This window comes from Kitasatospora sp. NPDC087315 (genome assembly GCF_044744345.1).
Classification (GTDB): domain Bacteria; phylum Actinomycetota; class Actinomycetes; order Streptomycetales; family Streptomycetaceae; genus Kitasatospora.
Genome location: NZ_JBIUYD010000002.1, coordinates 413,803 through 429,480, shown reverse-complemented (window position 1 = coordinate 429,480; position 15,678 = coordinate 413,803). Strand labels below are relative to the sequence as shown.

Annotated in this window: 11 protein-coding genes and 1 pseudogene; 5 read left to right on the top strand and 7 right to left on the bottom strand. The window is 73.0% G+C overall.

The genetic code is table 11. The annotated features are described in order from the left end of the window. A partial coding sequence (locus ACIO5D_RS04940; RefSeq protein ID WP_400793956.1) for a hypothetical protein occupies positions 1–3,339 on the bottom strand: 3,339 nt, incomplete at its 3' end. A 473-nt stretch (positions 3,340–3,812) separates the two neighbouring features. On the opposite strand from ACIO5D_RS04940, the pseudogene ACIO5D_RS04935 reads away from it, so the two are divergent. The 4 genes and pseudogenes from ACIO5D_RS04935 (at position 3,813) to ACIO5D_RS04920 (ending at position 8,833) form a co-directional block, all read left to right on the top strand. Beyond that, positions 3,813–4,656 (top strand): annotated as a pseudogene (locus ACIO5D_RS04935) (nitrilase-related carbon-nitrogen hydrolase). Between the two features lie 14 nt (positions 4,657–4,670). Then, entirely contained in the window at positions 4,671–6,086 is a 1,416-nt protein-coding gene (gene hydA / locus ACIO5D_RS04930) for a dihydropyrimidinase (protein ID WP_400793955.1), read from the top strand. Positions 6,087–6,212: 126 nt separating this feature from the next. Continuing rightward, positions 6,213–7,289, top strand: coding sequence for a TIGR03842 family LLM class F420-dependent oxidoreductase (locus tag ACIO5D_RS04925; protein WP_400793954.1), 1,077 nt, complete (start codon positions 6,213–6,215; stop codon positions 7,287–7,289). Then, positions 7,286–8,833: an NCS1 family nucleobase:cation symporter-1 gene (locus ACIO5D_RS04920; protein WP_400793953.1), complete on the top strand. Its 1,548-nt coding sequence runs from the start codon at positions 7,286–7,288 to the stop codon at positions 8,831–8,833. The genes ACIO5D_RS04925 and ACIO5D_RS04920 overlap by 4 nt, the downstream gene beginning before the upstream one ends. A gap of 40 nt (positions 8,834–8,873) precedes the next feature. Here the strand turns inward: ACIO5D_RS04920 and cas2e are convergent, their stop codons facing one another. The 3 genes from cas2e to ACIO5D_RS04905 form a co-directional block, all read right to left on the bottom strand. Continuing rightward, on the bottom strand, positions 8,874–9,293 hold the full coding sequence (cas2e, locus tag ACIO5D_RS04915) for a type I-E CRISPR-associated endoribonuclease Cas2e (RefSeq protein ID WP_400793952.1): 420 nt from the start codon (positions 9,291–9,293) through the stop codon (positions 8,874–8,876). Continuing rightward, positions 9,251–10,639, bottom strand: a complete 1,389-nt coding sequence (locus ACIO5D_RS04910; protein ID WP_400793951.1) for a CRISPR-associated endonuclease Cas3'' — start codon at positions 10,637–10,639, stop codon at positions 9,251–9,253. The genes cas2e and ACIO5D_RS04910 overlap by 43 nt, the downstream gene beginning before the upstream one ends. Before the next feature lie 416 nt (positions 10,640–11,055). After that, positions 11,056–12,282, bottom strand: a complete 1,227-nt coding sequence (locus ACIO5D_RS04905; RefSeq protein WP_400793950.1) for a glycosyltransferase — start codon at positions 12,280–12,282, stop codon at positions 11,056–11,058. A gap of 137 nt (positions 12,283–12,419) precedes the next feature. Here ACIO5D_RS04905 and ACIO5D_RS04900 point away from each other — a divergent pair, with 137 nt between their 5' ends. Next, on the top strand, positions 12,420–12,686 hold the full coding sequence (locus ACIO5D_RS04900) for a GlsB/YeaQ/YmgE family stress response membrane protein (protein WP_363608645.1): 267 nt from the start codon (positions 12,420–12,422) through the stop codon (positions 12,684–12,686). On the opposite strand, the gene ACIO5D_RS04895 is transcribed toward ACIO5D_RS04900, so the two are convergent. The 3 genes from ACIO5D_RS04895 to ACIO5D_RS04885 form a co-directional block, all read right to left on the bottom strand. Then, positions 12,653–13,666 (bottom strand): ADP-ribosylglycohydrolase family protein, encoded by a 1,014-nt coding sequence (locus ACIO5D_RS04895; RefSeq protein WP_400793949.1) that lies wholly within the window; start codon positions 13,664–13,666, stop codon positions 12,653–12,655. The genes ACIO5D_RS04900 and ACIO5D_RS04895 overlap by 34 nt on opposite strands. Before the next feature lie 201 nt (positions 13,667–13,867). Further along, positions 13,868–14,458 (bottom strand): TetR family transcriptional regulator, encoded by a 591-nt coding sequence (locus tag ACIO5D_RS04890; protein WP_400793948.1) that lies wholly within the window; start codon positions 14,456–14,458, stop codon positions 13,868–13,870. A gap of 124 nt (positions 14,459–14,582) precedes the next feature. Next, the gene (locus tag ACIO5D_RS04885; RefSeq protein ID WP_400649733.1) at positions 14,583–15,596 is read right to left on the bottom strand and encodes an aldo/keto reductase; all 1,014 of its coding nucleotides are present in this window, start codon (positions 15,594–15,596) and stop codon (positions 14,583–14,585) included. Between the last annotated feature and the right edge of the window lie 82 nt (positions 15,597–15,678).

Below are 15,678 nucleotides of genomic sequence, written 5' to 3'. Positions count from 1 at the left end.
CAGGCTCATGTGGGCGTCCTCGGGGAAGGGAGAAGGCGAAGGAGGTGAAGGGCGGGACGCGGCCGGGCCGGGGCTCGGACCTGCCGACGGGGCGGAGGGCGGGGGAGAAGGCCGGGCGGAGACCTGGCTGGAGGCGTGGGTGGAGGCCTGGGCGGACGACTGGGGGGACGGCTGGGCGGGCACCGGAGCCGGCTTGTGCCCGGCCAGCGCCGCCTTGACCGCAGGCACGGCCTGCTCACCCAGGTAGCGGCCGAGCGTCTGGTACGCGTCGAACTGCCGGTGGTCGAACCACTGGTCGCTGGTGCTGTCGTTCGGGAAGGCCGGGTTGGCCACCGCGTAGGAGTGCAGCTCGTACGGCATGCCTGGGGTGAGCACCGCCTGGGCGACGATCAGCGTGCCGTGGGATCCACCGCCGCCGTCCCCGAAGTCGAGCGGTGCCGGATAGCGGATGTCCCCGGTCACGACCGCCCGGGCGGAGAGCCGGTCGGCCAGCTGCGCCGCGAGGCCGCGCAACGGCGGCTGCCGGTCCGCGCCCTGTGTGCCGGACGGGTCGGCCGGGCGGTTCGGGTCGTCGGGGTCGGGGCTGCCGTCCGCCCGGTCCCCCCGGCGGGTGCCGGAGGGGGACGGGAGCCGGGCGGCGCTGCCGGGGATCAGCAGCTCCGGCTCGTGCAGGGTGATGACGATGCCCAGCTCCTCGCGGGCGAGGGTGATCGCCGCCGCCAGGGTGGCGGCGTAGGCGGTGTCCCCGCTGGCGTCGACGCAGACCGCGGTGCGGACGCCGTGTCGCAGCAGCTCGACCAGACCGAGGTTCTCGTAGTGGCCGCCGTCGGTGGTGAGCAGGAAGCGGTCGTCCATCGGGAAGCGTCCGGACAGCTCGCGCAGCTGGTACTGCAGCCGGCGGACGGCGGGCTGTGGCGCGCGGCGCCAGTCCGGGGCGGCCGTCCAGAGCGGACCGAGCGCGGCGGGGTTGGGCAGCCAGGTGCCGAGCCGGGCGTTGGTGACGGCGAACAGCCCCTGGTACACCCGGGACTGACGGCCCATCGCGGAGGAGAACGCGGCGCCGGAGACGGCCATCGCGGACTGCACGGTGAGGTCCCGGGCGATGTGCCGCCGGGTGCGCCGCTCCAGCAGGTCGGTCCGCGCGTAGCCGACGTCCGGGCCGCCCACGTAGTCGTGCGAGAAGGTGAACGAGACCGCCCGGCGCCCGGGCGGGGTGCGGGAGCTGCCGGACAGGTTGGCCGCCGCCGCGAAGATCACCTGGGGGAAGTCGGGGTGCCGGGCCCCGTAGTGGGTGAGCCGGGTCTGCTCCCGGAAGAAGTGGTACGGCCGGGCCAGCACCTCGCCGCCCTCGGTGGATCGGCGCACGGCGAAGGCGGAGGCGAGCCGGCGCCGGTAGAACGGGTGCAGGCTCATCCAGGTCTGGTCGAGGTTGAGCCCGACGGTGGCGAGGACGAGGGGCAGCAGCACCTGGGCGGCGGCGGGCCAGGCGTGGCCGGTGGCGACCGCCCAGCCGAGGGCGAGCAGCGCGCCCGTCGAGAGCGCGGCCAGGGCCGCCCAGACCACCAGGTACTGGGCGATTCCACCGGTGAGCCCGCCGCCGAGCCGGCGGGCCCCGTGCAGCAGGCCGCCGATCGCGGCCGCGCCGTGCTCGATCGCCCGGCGCCCGCGCCACAGTATGCCGAGCAGCAGCGCCAGATAGCTGAGCAGGACGGTGAGGCTGAGGCCCGCGCCGGTCTGCCGCGCGCCGATCGCCAGCTCGTCCTGCAGCCGGACCGCGCCCCAGGCGAGCCCCGGCACCGCCAGCACGTCGAGGACCAGCAGCGCGGCCAGGGCCAGCGCGGCGTAGGAAGTCCGGCGCAGCACGCGTGGCAGCAGGGTGTTCCAGCCGAGCAGCGAGAAGGCCAGCAGCCAGAGCAGCCAGCAGACGGCGGCGGCCACGAGCAGCCCGAGGAGCGCGTACAGGGCGGCCGGGCGGACGCCGAGGGCGCCGGGGTGGGCGCCGCCGGTCCGCAGGCCGACGGCGGCCAGGCCGTCCAGGTCGGTCAGCGGGACCAACTGGTAGAAGCGGCTGAGCCCGAGGCCGAGCACCAGGACGGCCGCCAGCAGCAGGGTGAGCGCCGCGACCAGGCCGCGCAGCAGCGTACCGAGGGCGACCAGCCACTGGCCGGCGCCGTCGGCGAGGTACCGGCCGTGGCGGCGGAGGTGGTCCTCCTCCGGGGAGCCGGGCTCCAGCACGTTGTCCGCCGTCAGACCGGAGACGGCGTGCACCGGGCAGCCGGGGGCGGAGTCGCTGAGCGCCAGTTGCAGCGCGCCGACGGTGTAGCCGCCGCCGGAGACGGAGACCAGGTAGCGGGCCTGCTTCAGCCAGGGCCGCAGGGCCTGGAGCGCGCCGAGGGTGACGCAGGCCGAGCGGATGCCGCCGCCGGAGACGCAGAAGCCGAGCCGGGCGTGCTCCCGCCCCGGCGGCACCTGGGTGCCGTTGCGCCAGCGGGCCTGGTGGTCCAGCGGTCCGTGGGCGCGGGGGCCGGACGGCCAGCGGCCGTCATGGGCGGTGGCGACCGGCCAGGGCGGGATCAGCTCGGGGCCGGCGGTGTCGCCGTCCGGCCGGGTGTCGCCGTCCGGTCGGGGGCCGGTGGCCCGGTCGGTGTCGTCGCCCCGTTCGGGTGGAACGCCGCCGCCCTTCGGGCGCGGGCGCCGCCGGAGGCCCGGCAGGGTGGCGCGCAGGGCGCGGGAGAGGGTGACGGCGAGGATGGTCAGGGCGATCGCCCCCGCGGGGAGCAGCAGCAGCCATTTGACGGTGGAGAGGGCCGTCGCGGCGGTGAACGGCGCGTCGGAGCCGGCCCGGCCGGGGCCCAGCCGCCCCAGCCCGGCGGCGAGCAGCACGTCCTCGGCGAGGTCGCAGGCGCCCGCGAGCAGCCCGGCGCCGCCGGCGGCGAGCGCGACCAGCCGCTGGCGCGGCCGGCCGAGGACGTACGCGCCGAGCAGGCCGACGGCGGCCAGGGTCAGGGAGTAGCCGCCGAGGAGCCAGTAGTCGGCCCGCAGCGCGGCGCGGTACTCCCCGATCCGCCCGGTGACCACGGCCTCGGCGGCCGCCCGGGAGCCGGCCAGCTGCAGGCGCACGTCCTGCACGGCGGGCGCCCAGCGGCCGAACAGCAGGCAGCCCAGCGCGAGTGGCAGCAGCGTGCCGAGACCGAGCAGCAGACCGGCCCAGGCCGGGATCGGCGTCGGCCGGTCGGCCTCCTCGGCCCGGCCGATCCAGGACGGCAGCCGGCCGAGGGTGTGCTCCGGCCGAGCGGGCGCGGCCACCCGGGAACCGGGCGCGTCGGGTGCGGCCGTCATCTCCACCTCCCCCGTGAACAGAGTCGGGACCGAGCCGTCAGGCCGGTCGGACGGGCGGCCGAAGTCACTGTCCGCCGCCGCTCGGTGACGGATCGGAGCAGCATCATGGCGCGTCTTACCCCGACGCGCGAGACCCCGCACACCGCGCGCCTGGATTCACCCGAATGAGTAAGGAAGTTGGCTGCGGGGTAGATGAGCGTTTCATCCCATCCAGGGGTGCCCGCGTGTCCGCGCAACAGGATCGCCCCGGCCGCGTTCCGTCCGACGTATTGTCAGGCCACCGAGGCCGGGCCTACGGTCTACGCACCACGTTCTACGCACGTAGACACCGTGTGGGCCCCTGTGGTCGTCCATTGCCAGGACCGGGACGGCGGCGGGGGGAACGACCGTGGACCCACAGGCAGATCCGCCCCGTCAACCCTCAGACCGCAGGCCCAACCCCGCAGTCGGGCCGCGAAGTTGCGGAGGTACCCATGTCGCAGATCGTCCGCGCCGCCCTCGTCCAGACCCGGTGGACCGGTGATCAGGAGACGATGATCGCCCTCCACGAGCGGTACGCCCGCGAGGCCGCCGCCCAAGGCGCAAAGATCATCGGATTTCAGGAAGTCTTCAACGCCCCGTACTTCTGTCAGGTCCAGGAACCCGAGCACTACCGCTGGGCCGAGCCCGTCCCCGACGGTCCCACCGTCGTCCGGATGCAGGCCCTCGCCCGCGAACTCGGCCTGGTCGTCGTCGTCCCGGTCTACGAGGAGGAGCAGCCCGGCGTCTACTACAACACCGCCGCCGTGATCGACGCCGACGGCAGCTACCTCGGCAAGTTACCGCAAGCACCACATCCCCCAGGTCAAGGGATTCTGGGAGAAGTACTACTTCAAGCCCGGCAACCTCGGCTGGCCCGTCTTCGACACCGCCGTCGGCAGGGTCGGCGTCTACATCTGCTACGACCGCCACTTCCCCGAGGGCTGGCGCGCCCTCGGCCTGGCCGGCGCCCAGATCGTCTACAACCCCTCCGCCACCAGCCGCGGCCTCTCCGCCTACCTCTGGCAGCTCGAACAGCCCGCCGCCGCCGTCGCCAACGAGTACTTCGTCGCCGCCATCAACCGCGTCGGCACCGAGGAGTACGGCGACAACGACTTCTACGGCACCTCCTACTTCGTCGACCCGCGCGGCCAGTTCGTCGGTGACGTCGCCTCCGACAAGGAGGAGGAACTCGTCGTCCGCGACCTCGACCTCGACCTGATCGGCGAGGTCCGCCGGCAGTGGGCGTTCTACCGCGACCGCCGACCCGAGGCCTACGGACCGCTCACCGAGGCGTGAGGAGGACACCGGCCATGACCACCCGCACCGTCATCCGCGGCGGCCTCGTCATCACCGCCACCGACGAACTCCACGCCGACGTCCTGATCGAGGGCGAACGCATCGCCGCCCTCGCCACCACCGGCAGCGACACCGCCCAGGCCTGGACCGCCGACACCGTCATCGACGCCACCGGCCACTACGTCATCCCCGGCGGTGTCGACGCCCACACCCACATGGAACTCCCCTTCGGCGGCACCGCCGCCTCCGACACCTTCGAGACCGGCACCCGCGCCGCCGCCTGGGGCGGCACCACCACCATCGTCGACTTCGCCGTCCAGCCCGTCGGCGGCTCCCTGCGCGAAGGCCTCGACACCTGGCACGCCAAGGCCGACGGCAACTGCGCCATCGACTACGCCTTCCACACCATCGTCTCCGACGTCAACGAGGGCGTCCTCAAGGAGATGGACGCCCTCGTCGGCTCCGGCGAGTCCACCTCCTTCAAACTCTTCATGGCCTACCCCGGCGTCTTCTACAGCGACGACGGCCGCATCCTGCGCGCCATGCAGCGCGGCGCCGCCAACGGCGGACTGATCATGATGCACGCCGAGAACGGCATCGCCATCGACGTCCTCGTCGAACAGGCCGTCGCCGCCGGGAGAACCGGCCCCCGCCACCACGGGGAGGTCCGCCACGAACTCCTCGAAGCCGAGGCCACCCACCGGGCCATCAAGCTCGCCCAGGTCGCCGGCAGCCCCCTCTACGTCGTCCACGTCTCCGCCGCCTCGGCACTCCACGAAATCGCCCAGGCCCGCGACACCGGCCTCAACGTCTTCGGCGAGACCTGCCCCCAGTACCTCTTCCTCTCCACCGACAACCTCGCCGAGACCGGCACCGACGGCTTCGAGGGCGCCAAGTACGTGTGCAGCACGCCGCTGCGCCCGCGCGAGCACCAGGAAGCGCTCTGGCGCGGCCTGCGCACCAACGACCTCCAGGTGGTCTCCACCGACCACTGCCCGTTCTGCTACGTGGGCCAGAAGGAGCTCGGCCGCGGCGACTTCTCCAGGATCCCCAACGGCCTGCCCGGCGTGGAGAACCGCATGGACCTCCTCCACCAGGCCGTCGTCGACGGGCACCTCACCCGCCGCCGCTGGGTCGAGATCGCCTGCACCACCCCCGCCCGGATGTTCGGCCTGCACCCGCGCAAGGGCACCGTCGCCCCCGGCGCCGACGCCGACCTGGTCGTCTACGACCCCACCGCCGTCCAGACCGTCTCCGCCGCCACCCACCACATGAACGTCGACTACTCCGCCTACGAGGGCCGCCGCCTCACCGGCCGTGCCCGCACGGTGCTCTCCCGCGGCACCGTCGTCCTCGACGACGGCGACTGGCTCGGCCGCACCGGCCACGGCACCTTCCTGCGCCGCGACACCTGCCAGTACCTGACCTGAGCCGCCAGTACCTGAGCTGTATCCGACCTGATCCGACCGGACTCTTCGGATCCGTCCGTCTCCCCTCACCACCGCCCGGGGCCGTGGCCCGGCCCCGGGCGGCCACACCCGTTTTCAGGAGCACCCATGGACATCGGCCTCGTCCTGCAGACCGACCCGCCCGCCCGCCTGCTCATCGACCGCATGATCCGCGCCGAACAGGCCGGCTTCAGCCACGGCTGGACCTTCGACTCCTGCGTGCTCTGGCAGGAGCCCTTCGTCATCTACAGCCGGATCCTCGCCGAGACCCGGCGGCTGACCGTCGGACCGATGGTCACCAACCCCTCCACCCGCACCTGGGAGGTCACCGCCTCCCTCTTCGCCACCCTCAACGACATGTACGGCAACCGCACCGTCTGCGGCATCGGCCGCGGCGACTCCGCGATGCGCGTCGCCGGCCGCCACCCCGCCACCCTCGCCCGGCTCTCCGAGGCCATGCACGCCATCAAGGAACTCGCCGAAGGCCGCACCGTCGAGGTCGACGGCACCGAGATGCACCTGCCCTGGGTCCGCGAAGGCGCCGCCCTCCCGGTCTGGATGGGCGCCTACGGACCCAAGGCCCTCGCCCTGACCGGCCGCCAGGCCGACGGCTTCATCCTCCAGCTCGCCGACCCCTACCTCACCGAGTACATGGTCAAGGCCGTCCGCAACGCCGCCGCCGAGGCCGGCCGCGACCCCGACACCCTCACCATCTGCGTCGCCGCCCCCGCCTACGTCACCGCCGACGACTCCCCGGCCGCCCTCGCCCACGCCCGCGAACAGTGCCGCTGGTTCGGCGGGATGGTCGGCAACCACGTCGCCGACCTCGTCACCCACTACGGCGAACACTCCGCCCTCGTCCCCGACGCCCTCACCGACTACATCAAGGGCCGCCAGGGCTACGACTACAGCCACCACGGCCGCGCCGGAAACCCCGACACCGCGTTCGTCCCCGACGAGATCGTCGACCGCTTCTGCCTCATCGGCCCGCCGGACGCCCAACTGGCCCGCCTCGAACAGCTCCGGGCCCTCGGCGTCGACCAGTTCGCCGTCTACGCCATGCACGATGCCGTCGAGGCGACCATCGACGCCTACGGCACCGACGTCATCCCGCACCTCGCCGGCGGGCGGCCGACGGGTGGGGGACCGTCCGGCGGGCGACCCGGGCGGGAGACGAGCGGATGACCGCCACCCCCGCGACCGGAGAACCCGGGGACGGCGGATCCGCCACCGCCATATCCCCGGGCCAGACCGAACACCCCGACGGCCGGGTCGAACCCGACCCGGCCGTCCCGCTCCCCGACAACGCCTTCACCAACGACGACCTGCGGCCCGTCCCCGTCGCCCGGCGGACCTGGACCACCTACAACTTCCTCGCCCTCTGGGTCGGCATGGCCCACAACATCCCCTCCTGGACCCTCGCCTCCGGCCTCATCGCCTTCGGCATGGACTGGAAACAGGCCGTCCTCACCATCTCCCTCGCCAACCTCGTCGTGCTCGTCCCGATGCTGCTCACCGGCCACGCCGGGACCAAGTACGGCATCCCCTTCCCGGTCTTCGCCCGGGCCTCCTTCGGACTGCGCGGCGCCAACCTGCCCGCCCTCGTCCGGGCCGCCGTCGCCTGCGCCTGGTTCGGCATCCAGACCTGGATCGGCGGCGAGGGCATCTTCCTGCTCACCGGCAAAATCCTCGGCGAATCCTGGCGCACCGCAGGGGAATTCGGCGGCTACCCGTGGACGCAGTGGCTCTCCTTCCTGATCTTCTGGGCGGTCGAGATGGCCGTCATCGCCCGCGGCATGGACACCCTGCGCCGCTTCGAGAACTGGGCCGCGCCCTTCGTCCTCGTCGGCGCGTTCGCCCTGCTGGCGTGGATCACCGTCAAGGCCGGCGGCCTCGGACCGCTGCTCGACCGGCCGTCCGAACTCGGCTGGGGCGGCGAATTCTGGAAGGTCTTCTTCCCCTCCCTCATGGGCATGATCGGGTTCTGGTCCACCCTCTCGCTCAACATCCCCGACTTCACCCGCTTCGGCGGCAGCCAGCGCGCCCAGATCTGCGGACAGGCCCTCGGTCTGCCCACCACCATGACCCTCTTCGCGCTGCTGTCCGTCCTGGTCACCTCCGGCTCCCAGGCCGTCTACGGCGCGCCCGTCTGGGACCCGATCGAACTCGCGGCCAAGATGGAGAACCCGGTCGGCATCCTGTTCGCCCTGCTCACCGTCCTGGTCGCCACGCTCTCCGTCAACATCGCCGCCAACGTCGTCTCACCCGCCTACGACCTCGCCAACCTGCTGCCCCGCCTGGTCAACTTCCGCACCGGCGCGCTGATCACGGGCGTCATCGGGATCGCCATATTCCCCTGGAAGCTGATCTCCGACCCGCACGTCTACATCTTCAGCTGGCTCGGCTTCGTCGGCGGCCTGCTCGGCACCGTCGCCGGCGTCCTCATCGCCGACTACTGGCTCCTGCGGCGCACCCGGCTCCGCCTCGCCGACCTCTACCGCCCGCACGGCGCGTACTGGTACACCGGCGGCTGGAACTGGCGGGCCGTCACCGCCTTCCTGGTCGGCGGACTGCTCGCCGTCGGCGGCGCCTACGGCGGCCCGTTCCCGGTGGACGGCCTGGTGCCGCAGCTGAAGCCGCTCGCCGACTACGGCTGGGCGATCGGCTTCGCGGCCTCGCTGCTGCTGTACAGCGGGCTCAGCCTCGGCGCCCGGCGCCGGCTTCGATGACCCTGTCGGAGGGCCTTGTGGGGGCCGGGCCGGCGGCCGGCTACCGCGAGCCGAAGCGGCGGCGCTTGGAGGCCTTGCTCCAGCCTCTCGCGGACTGCTCGTCGGGGGCCTGGCCAGGGGTTGTCCGGCTGGATGCCGCCTGGCCGGGTGCTGCCTGGCCGGGTGCTGTCCGGCCGGGTGCCCGGACCGGGGTGCGGTCGGCCGGGCGATGGATCAGCGTCAGGCCCTCGTGATCGACGGGGTGCCACTTGTGGTCGTGCGTCGCGAAGGCGTACCCCTGCTCGTTGTCGGTGGTGTACGCCAGCAGCGCACGGCCCTTGCCGGTGTACTTCCTGACCTCGTCCCAGAGCACCTCGCGGATCCGGGCCGACGGATTGCCGATGAAGACGCCGGGAGAGATCTCCAGCAGCCACCTGGTCAGCAGACCGCGCAGGCCGACCGGGCAGTCGGCGGCAGCCACTGGTGGGCGATCAGCCCGGCGTTCCGGCTCTGCGGGTGTCGGCCTCCGCCCGGTCGCTGCCGGGCGCGGCCGTCCTTGTCGCCGTCCCCGTTGCCGTCCTCGTGGCTGTGGTGGGGTCCGTCGACGTCCACCGCCTCGATCTGTCGCCGTCCGGCCCGCATGAGCCCGGCGTACTCGTCGTGGAGCGAGGCCTTGGCGTGGGCCAGGAACACCGCCCGCTCGCCGTTCCCGGGGAGGTGGTCGAGCCAGGTGGTCAGCCTGGAGAACATCGCGTTGCTGGTGGCCCGGGTCGGCAGCGCCACGAAACACCCGCCCGCCCCACGTCGGGCGGCGAAGATCTCGGCGACGGCCAGGGCCGCCTCGGTCTTGCCCTCACCCATCGGGGCCTCGATCACCATCAGCCCTGGGGAAGGCAGTTCGCGGGCGAGCGCGACCGCCTGCTCCTGGACCGGCCGGGGCCTTGCGGTGGGCGGGAGGTCGAACCGGGACAGCAGCAACCCGGCGGCGGTGCCCTGCGGTTCGGAGGGTTCCCAAAGGGGTGGCAGCTGGAGCCCACGCCAGGCGGCGGTGACCCGCTCCGCCTCGGAACGTGGACGCTCCTCGGGGAAGTAGGGGAACAGCTCGGGATTGCTGGCGATCCAGTCGGCCATGATGACGAGGCCGGTCAGCAGTACCTGGGCCGGCTGCGGCAGCCTGACCGTACGGAGAACGGCCAGGGCGCCGTCCATTCCGCACTCCGCCGTCCATACGTCGAGCAGTTCGAACTGGACCGAGCGCCAGAGGGCTTCACTCTCTCCGGGCGTTCGGAGCAGGTCGGCCCTGAGGTCGAGATCATGGATCTGCGAAACCCCGGCGGCACCCCGTGGTCCCCCCCGGCCACGACCGCGAACTGCCCAGCAGCCCGCCGCGGCCACCCGTGGGCTTCCCTCCAGCCACTCCTGGATGAGGAGCTGCCCGGCGAGCCCGTGCGGCGCCATCCGCCGGTCGTCCCCGAACTGCTTCGCGGTGGGCATGGCCAGGCCTGCGTCCCGCATACGATCGGCCAGGCCGACCACCTGGCAAGCGAACGCGGGCGTCGCCTTCCCGATGTCGTGCGTCGCCGCCAGCCACACGGCCAGCGCCCGGGCGTCCTCGTCCTTCCCCCCGACTGCCTCCGCCAACAGCCCCCGTACATTCGCGGGCACCCACTCGTCCCACAGCAGCCGCGTGACCGCCGCACTGTCCGCCAGATGCCGCCACAACGGCAGCCACGCCTGCGTCTTCTCGTCGTGCTTCGCCCACACCAGCCGCGCCGCAGGCGAGAGCCGCGCGCCGACGAGGGGCAGTCCGGAGGCCCGTTCGATCACGGGATGATTGAACGCAGACGATGTTGGAGGACGTGGTTTGAAGTCCGGAGCTGAGAGAAATCGACTGGTTGAGGCTCGCTGGGGTTTCGGCAATGGCTACGGGTACCGATATCTGTCCGATCCGGGCCGTCGGTCTGATCTCCTGCTACGCCACCAGTACTTGGAGACTCCGGACGCCCGGCGCCGACGCCTACGGGTACACCGCCCGCGCCCCGGGGTCGGCCCGTGCGGGTGAGTGGCATCGATCCGCTCGGAGATCGCACCGGGACCAGCCCCGCGCGGGCGGGGAGCAGTCTTCGTGACGTGCGAGTTTATCGGGGGGCGGGGCGGTTTTCTGCAACTTGTTGGGAACTGGGCATTGGGGTCATAGTCGGTTAAAGGGTGTCAATCGAGCGGATGGTGGTGGGCGTCAGAGGTCAGTCGGCCAACCGGTCGATGGTGGCGAGGACCTTGGTGGTGCCGTCCTCCTTGGCCAGGGTGGTGGCGATGACCTGGGCGTGCTGGTGGTACTGCGGGGTGTCGAGGGTCCGGCGGATGGCGGCGGCGAGGCGGGCGGGGGTGAGGGTCTTCAGGGGGACGGGGCCGGGGGTGACGCCGAGGCGGGTGAGGCGGGCGGACCAGAAGGGGGCGTCGAGTTGGGCGGGGACGGGGATGGTGGGGGTACCGGCGCGGAGGGCGGCGGCGGTGGTGCCGGCGCCGGCGTGGTGGATGACGGCGGCCGTGCGGGGGAGGAGCCAGTGGTGCGGGGTGTCGTCGATGGTGAGGACGTCGTCGCTGTCGGGTGCGGTGAGGCCGCTCCAGCCGGACTGGACGACGGCCCGGACCCGGGCGGCACGCAGGGCGGCCAGGACGGTGGCGGTGAGGCGGTCGGGATCGGGGACGACCAGGCTGCCGAAGCCGACGAAGACAGGCGGCGAGGAAGTCGGCCAGGCGGGGCGGGGGTTGCCACGTGGGGTCGGGGTGGGGCCACCAGTAGCCGGCGACGTCGAGGCCGGGGTGCCAGTCGGCGGGCCGGGGAATGACGGTGGATGAGAAGCCGTGCAGGACGGGCTGGGTGTGCTGGGTGCGCGCGGTGCCGTGGCGGGGCAGGCCGAGCCGGCGGCGCAGATGGCGGACGGCGGGAGCGAAGAGGCGGTCGGTGGCGGCCTGGACGGCGTGGCCGGCGAGCAGGTTCCCGGTGCGGCCGAGTGAGCGGGTACCGGTGACGGATGGTGCGAACTCCCGGGTGGGGGAGAGGGGCTGGAGGCGGAGGGCGATGCAGGGAATGCCGGCGGCCTCGGCGGCGACCTGGCCGAGGGCGGCCGTGGTGCCGGTGGTGAGCAGGAGATCGGCGCCCTGGGTGGTGGCCTCGGCGATTCCTCCCCGAGGGCTGGCATGAACGATCGGCTCGGGTGCAGGAGTTGGATGAGTGCGCGGGGGCCCGCGCCGGCCTGGAGGAGGCGTCGGCCCCCGGCGGAGGCGAGGACGGCGCGCGGGTCGATCGGGAGGGGGCGGAACTCCAGGCCGGCCGCCCGTACGGAGTCGGCGAAGGCCGTGTGGGTGGCGACGGCCACCTGATGGCCGGCCGCGTGGAGGCGGGCGCCGAGCCCGGTGAAGGGGGCCACGTTGCCCCGGGAACCGGCGGTGGCGATCAGGATGTGCATGGCGGCAGTATGGCGGGGAAGGGTGGGGCGGCCCGGAGTGCCACGCCTCCGGGGGTGGAACCGGAGGGGTGGTCGGGGGCGTCCTTCGAGGCAGGGCGGCCCGGTTGGGGCCGCCGTACTGGAGGATGGGAGGACACATGGGCATCGTCGCGTGGATCGTGCTGGGCCTGGTGGCCGGGGCTCTGGCCAAGTTGCTGTTGCCGGGGAAGGACCCGGGCGGCCTGGTGGTGACCACCTTGATCGGCATCGCCGGGTCCTTCGTCGGGGGCTGGATCTCCTCGCGGTTCCTGCACCGGTCGGTGACCGCGCAGTTCTTCGACCTGGCCACCTGGGTCTCGGCGATCGGCGGCGCGCTGGTACTGCTGATCGCCTACCGCCTCATCTTCGGCAACTCCCGCCGCTGACCGGGAACGGGGCCGGCCGCGGGGCCTGTTCCCGCTTCCGGCTCCGCCGCCCGGGTCGCCGCCCAGGCTGTCGGCGAGGCCTCGGTGACCCACGCGGGCAGGTCCTCGCGGGTGGCCAGCCACTCGGCGGGGACCTCGGCGAGTCCGGTGCGGGCGGCGACCACCCCGGCGGCGATGGCGGAGGTGGTGTCCATGTCGCCCCAGCCCTCCAGCGTCCGCCAGATGGCCTCGGGCAGTGAGTCCAACTGCCCTGCGGCGGACCAGAGGGCGAACGGCACGGTGTCCGGGGCGGAGATGCGGAAGCCCGAGCCGAGGACGTTCGCCGCGTGCCGGACGGAGCTGTGCTCGGGGAGGCGGGCGGCGATCCGCAGGCCGGAGCGGATGTCGCTGTCGGGCAGTCGGCCGGCGACCTCCACCAGCAATTCGGCCCGGCCGGGCGGGTCCTGGCCGCGGCTGCGGGTGGCGAACGCCGCCGCCAGCGCGACGGCGACCGCGCCGGTCACCGCCTCCGGGTGGAAGTGTGTGGTGAGCGCCTGGAGTTCGGCCTGGCGCGCGACGGCGTCGAGGTCGTCGGCGAACCAGGCGCCGAGCGGGGCGACCCGCATCGCCGCGCCGTTCCCGTAAGACCCCTGGCCATCGAACTGCCGGGAGGTCACGGCCCGCCAGTCGCCGCCGAGGTCGATCTCGCGCAGCACACGGTGCATCGACGGGCCGTACTTGCGGTTGTAAGCGGTGACGTACTCCTCGGCGAACTCCCCTGCCAGAGCGTCCTGCTGGATCTCGCCGTACGCGATCAGGTGGCGGAGCACGACGAGTGCCATCGCGGTGTCGTCCGTCCAGTGCCAGGGGCCCGGGCGGGTCAGCCGGGCGGCCAGCGCGGCGGGCGCCTCGCTGACGGGCACGGAGAACCAGCGGTCACCGAAGGCATCGCCGAGCGCGAGCCCCTGCAGACTGTCCAGGGCGGGGCCGGTGGCACGCATGTCATCCTCCAGGTGAGATCGACCGAGTGCCGCAGTCTGCCGGGCCGCGGCGCGGACGGGCGAGCGAATTTCCTGGACGGGGCCGACGGGGGCGCCTCGCGAGTGCCGTCGAGGAGGTCGAATCGCGTGCGGGAGTGACGGGAGGGCGGTTGTGCGCCCGCGGTCGGGTATGGGCCCCCGTCGTGACGGGGGCCCATACGGTCAGCGCTTGGCGAGGAGGCCGGCGAGGAGCAGGGCCCAGAGGGCCTCGAAGCGCTCCTGGGCCTTCGGGTCGGACCACTCGGCGGCGTACGCGGGGTCGTGGAAGTGCGCGGTCGCATCGAAGACGGCCCGCGAGACCGACCCGACGTGGGTGAGCCTGAACTCCTCGGTCTCGATGCCGTCCTGGACGATCTGGGCGATCTGGCCGACCAGGGTCTCGATGTGGGCCTCGACGGTGTCGCTGGTCTCGGCGGACCGCTTCATGTAGGTGGCGAACAGCTCCGGGTCGTCGACCGCCTTCTTCCGCTTGGTGGCGAACAGCGTTGCCAGCCAGCGGTGCAGGCGCTCGGCGGCAGGGCCGGGCTCGATGGCGATGGACGCGAGGTTGTTGTGCGCCTGGTCGAGCCAGCGCTGGGTGACAGCCTCTCGCAGCGCCGCCTTGCTCGGGAAGTGGCGGTAGACGCTGCTGTGGCTGACGCCGAGGGCACGGGCGACGTCCGAGACGGTGGCCTTGGCCGAGCCGAACCGCCTGAGGACGTCCTCCGTCGCGCTCAGGATCTGCTCGGGGGTGAGTGCGCTGTCCGTGGTCACGGGAGGTACGTCCTTACGGGTGGTGCGTCCGCCATCGGGGCGGCGGACGGTGCTGCTGGCTGGCGGGCAAAGGCGGTCGGACGGCCCGGGCTCGGCGGCGAACCGGTAGCGGCGGGGACGCCGGTCAGCGCTCGCTGTCGAGATGGGCCATCTGAGCGGCAGCGTACCTGTCCCCGGCGGCGGATCCGGCGGGCACCGCGGCCTCGATGGCGGCGAGGTCGGCGGCGGTGAGGGTGATGTCCAGTGCGCCGAGTGCCTCGGTGAGGCGGTCGCGGCTGCGGGCGCCGACCAGCGGGACGATGTCCTCGCCGCGCGAGGCGACCCACGCGATCGCGACCTGTGCCACGCCGGCGCCCTTCTCGGTGGCGACCGCCCGCAGGGCCTCGACCAGCGCGAGGTTGTGGGCGAGGTTGTCGCCCTGGAAGCGCGGGCTGTGGCCGCGGAAGTCGGTGCCGGCCAGGACGCGGTCGTTGTTCCAGTGGCCGCTGAGCAGGCCGCGCGAGAGCACACCGTACGCGGTGACGCCGATGCCCAACTCGCGGGCGGCGGGCAGGATCTCGGCCTCGATGGTGCGCGAGAGCAGCGAGTACTCGATCTGCAGATCGCTGATCGGGTGGACGGCGGCGGCGCGGCGCAGGGTGTCGGCGCCGACCTCGGAGAGCCCGATGTGGCGGACGTAGCCGGCCTTCACCAGGTCGGCGATCGCGCCGACGGTTTCCTCGACGGGAACGTTCGGGTCCAGTCGGGCCGGGCGGTAGACGTCGACGTAGTCGGTGCGCAGGCGGCGCAGGGTGTAGGCGAGGGCGGTCTTGGCGGCGGCCGGGCTGGCGTCGTAGCCGAGCCACTGGCCGTCGGGGCCGCGCTGGGCGCCGAACTTCACGCTGATCTGGACGCCCTCACGGTCGCGGCCGCGCAGCGCGTCGTGGATCAGCAGCTCGTTGTGGCCCATGCCGTAGAAGTCACCCGTGTCGAGCAGGGTGACGCCCGCGTCGAGTGCGGCGTGGATGGTGGCGACGCTTTCGCTCTCGTCGGCCGGGCCGTAGAGGCCTGACATGCCCATGCAGCCCAAGCCGATGGCGGACGTGCTGGGGCCGGTGGTGCCGAGGGTGCGCCGGGGGATTCGGGAAGTGGCGGACATCGGGTGCTCCTGCGGGTCGGTGGCGCGTAGGGCGGGGATGGCGGGCTGGGTTCAACTGTGGCACGACAGGTAACAGATTTCA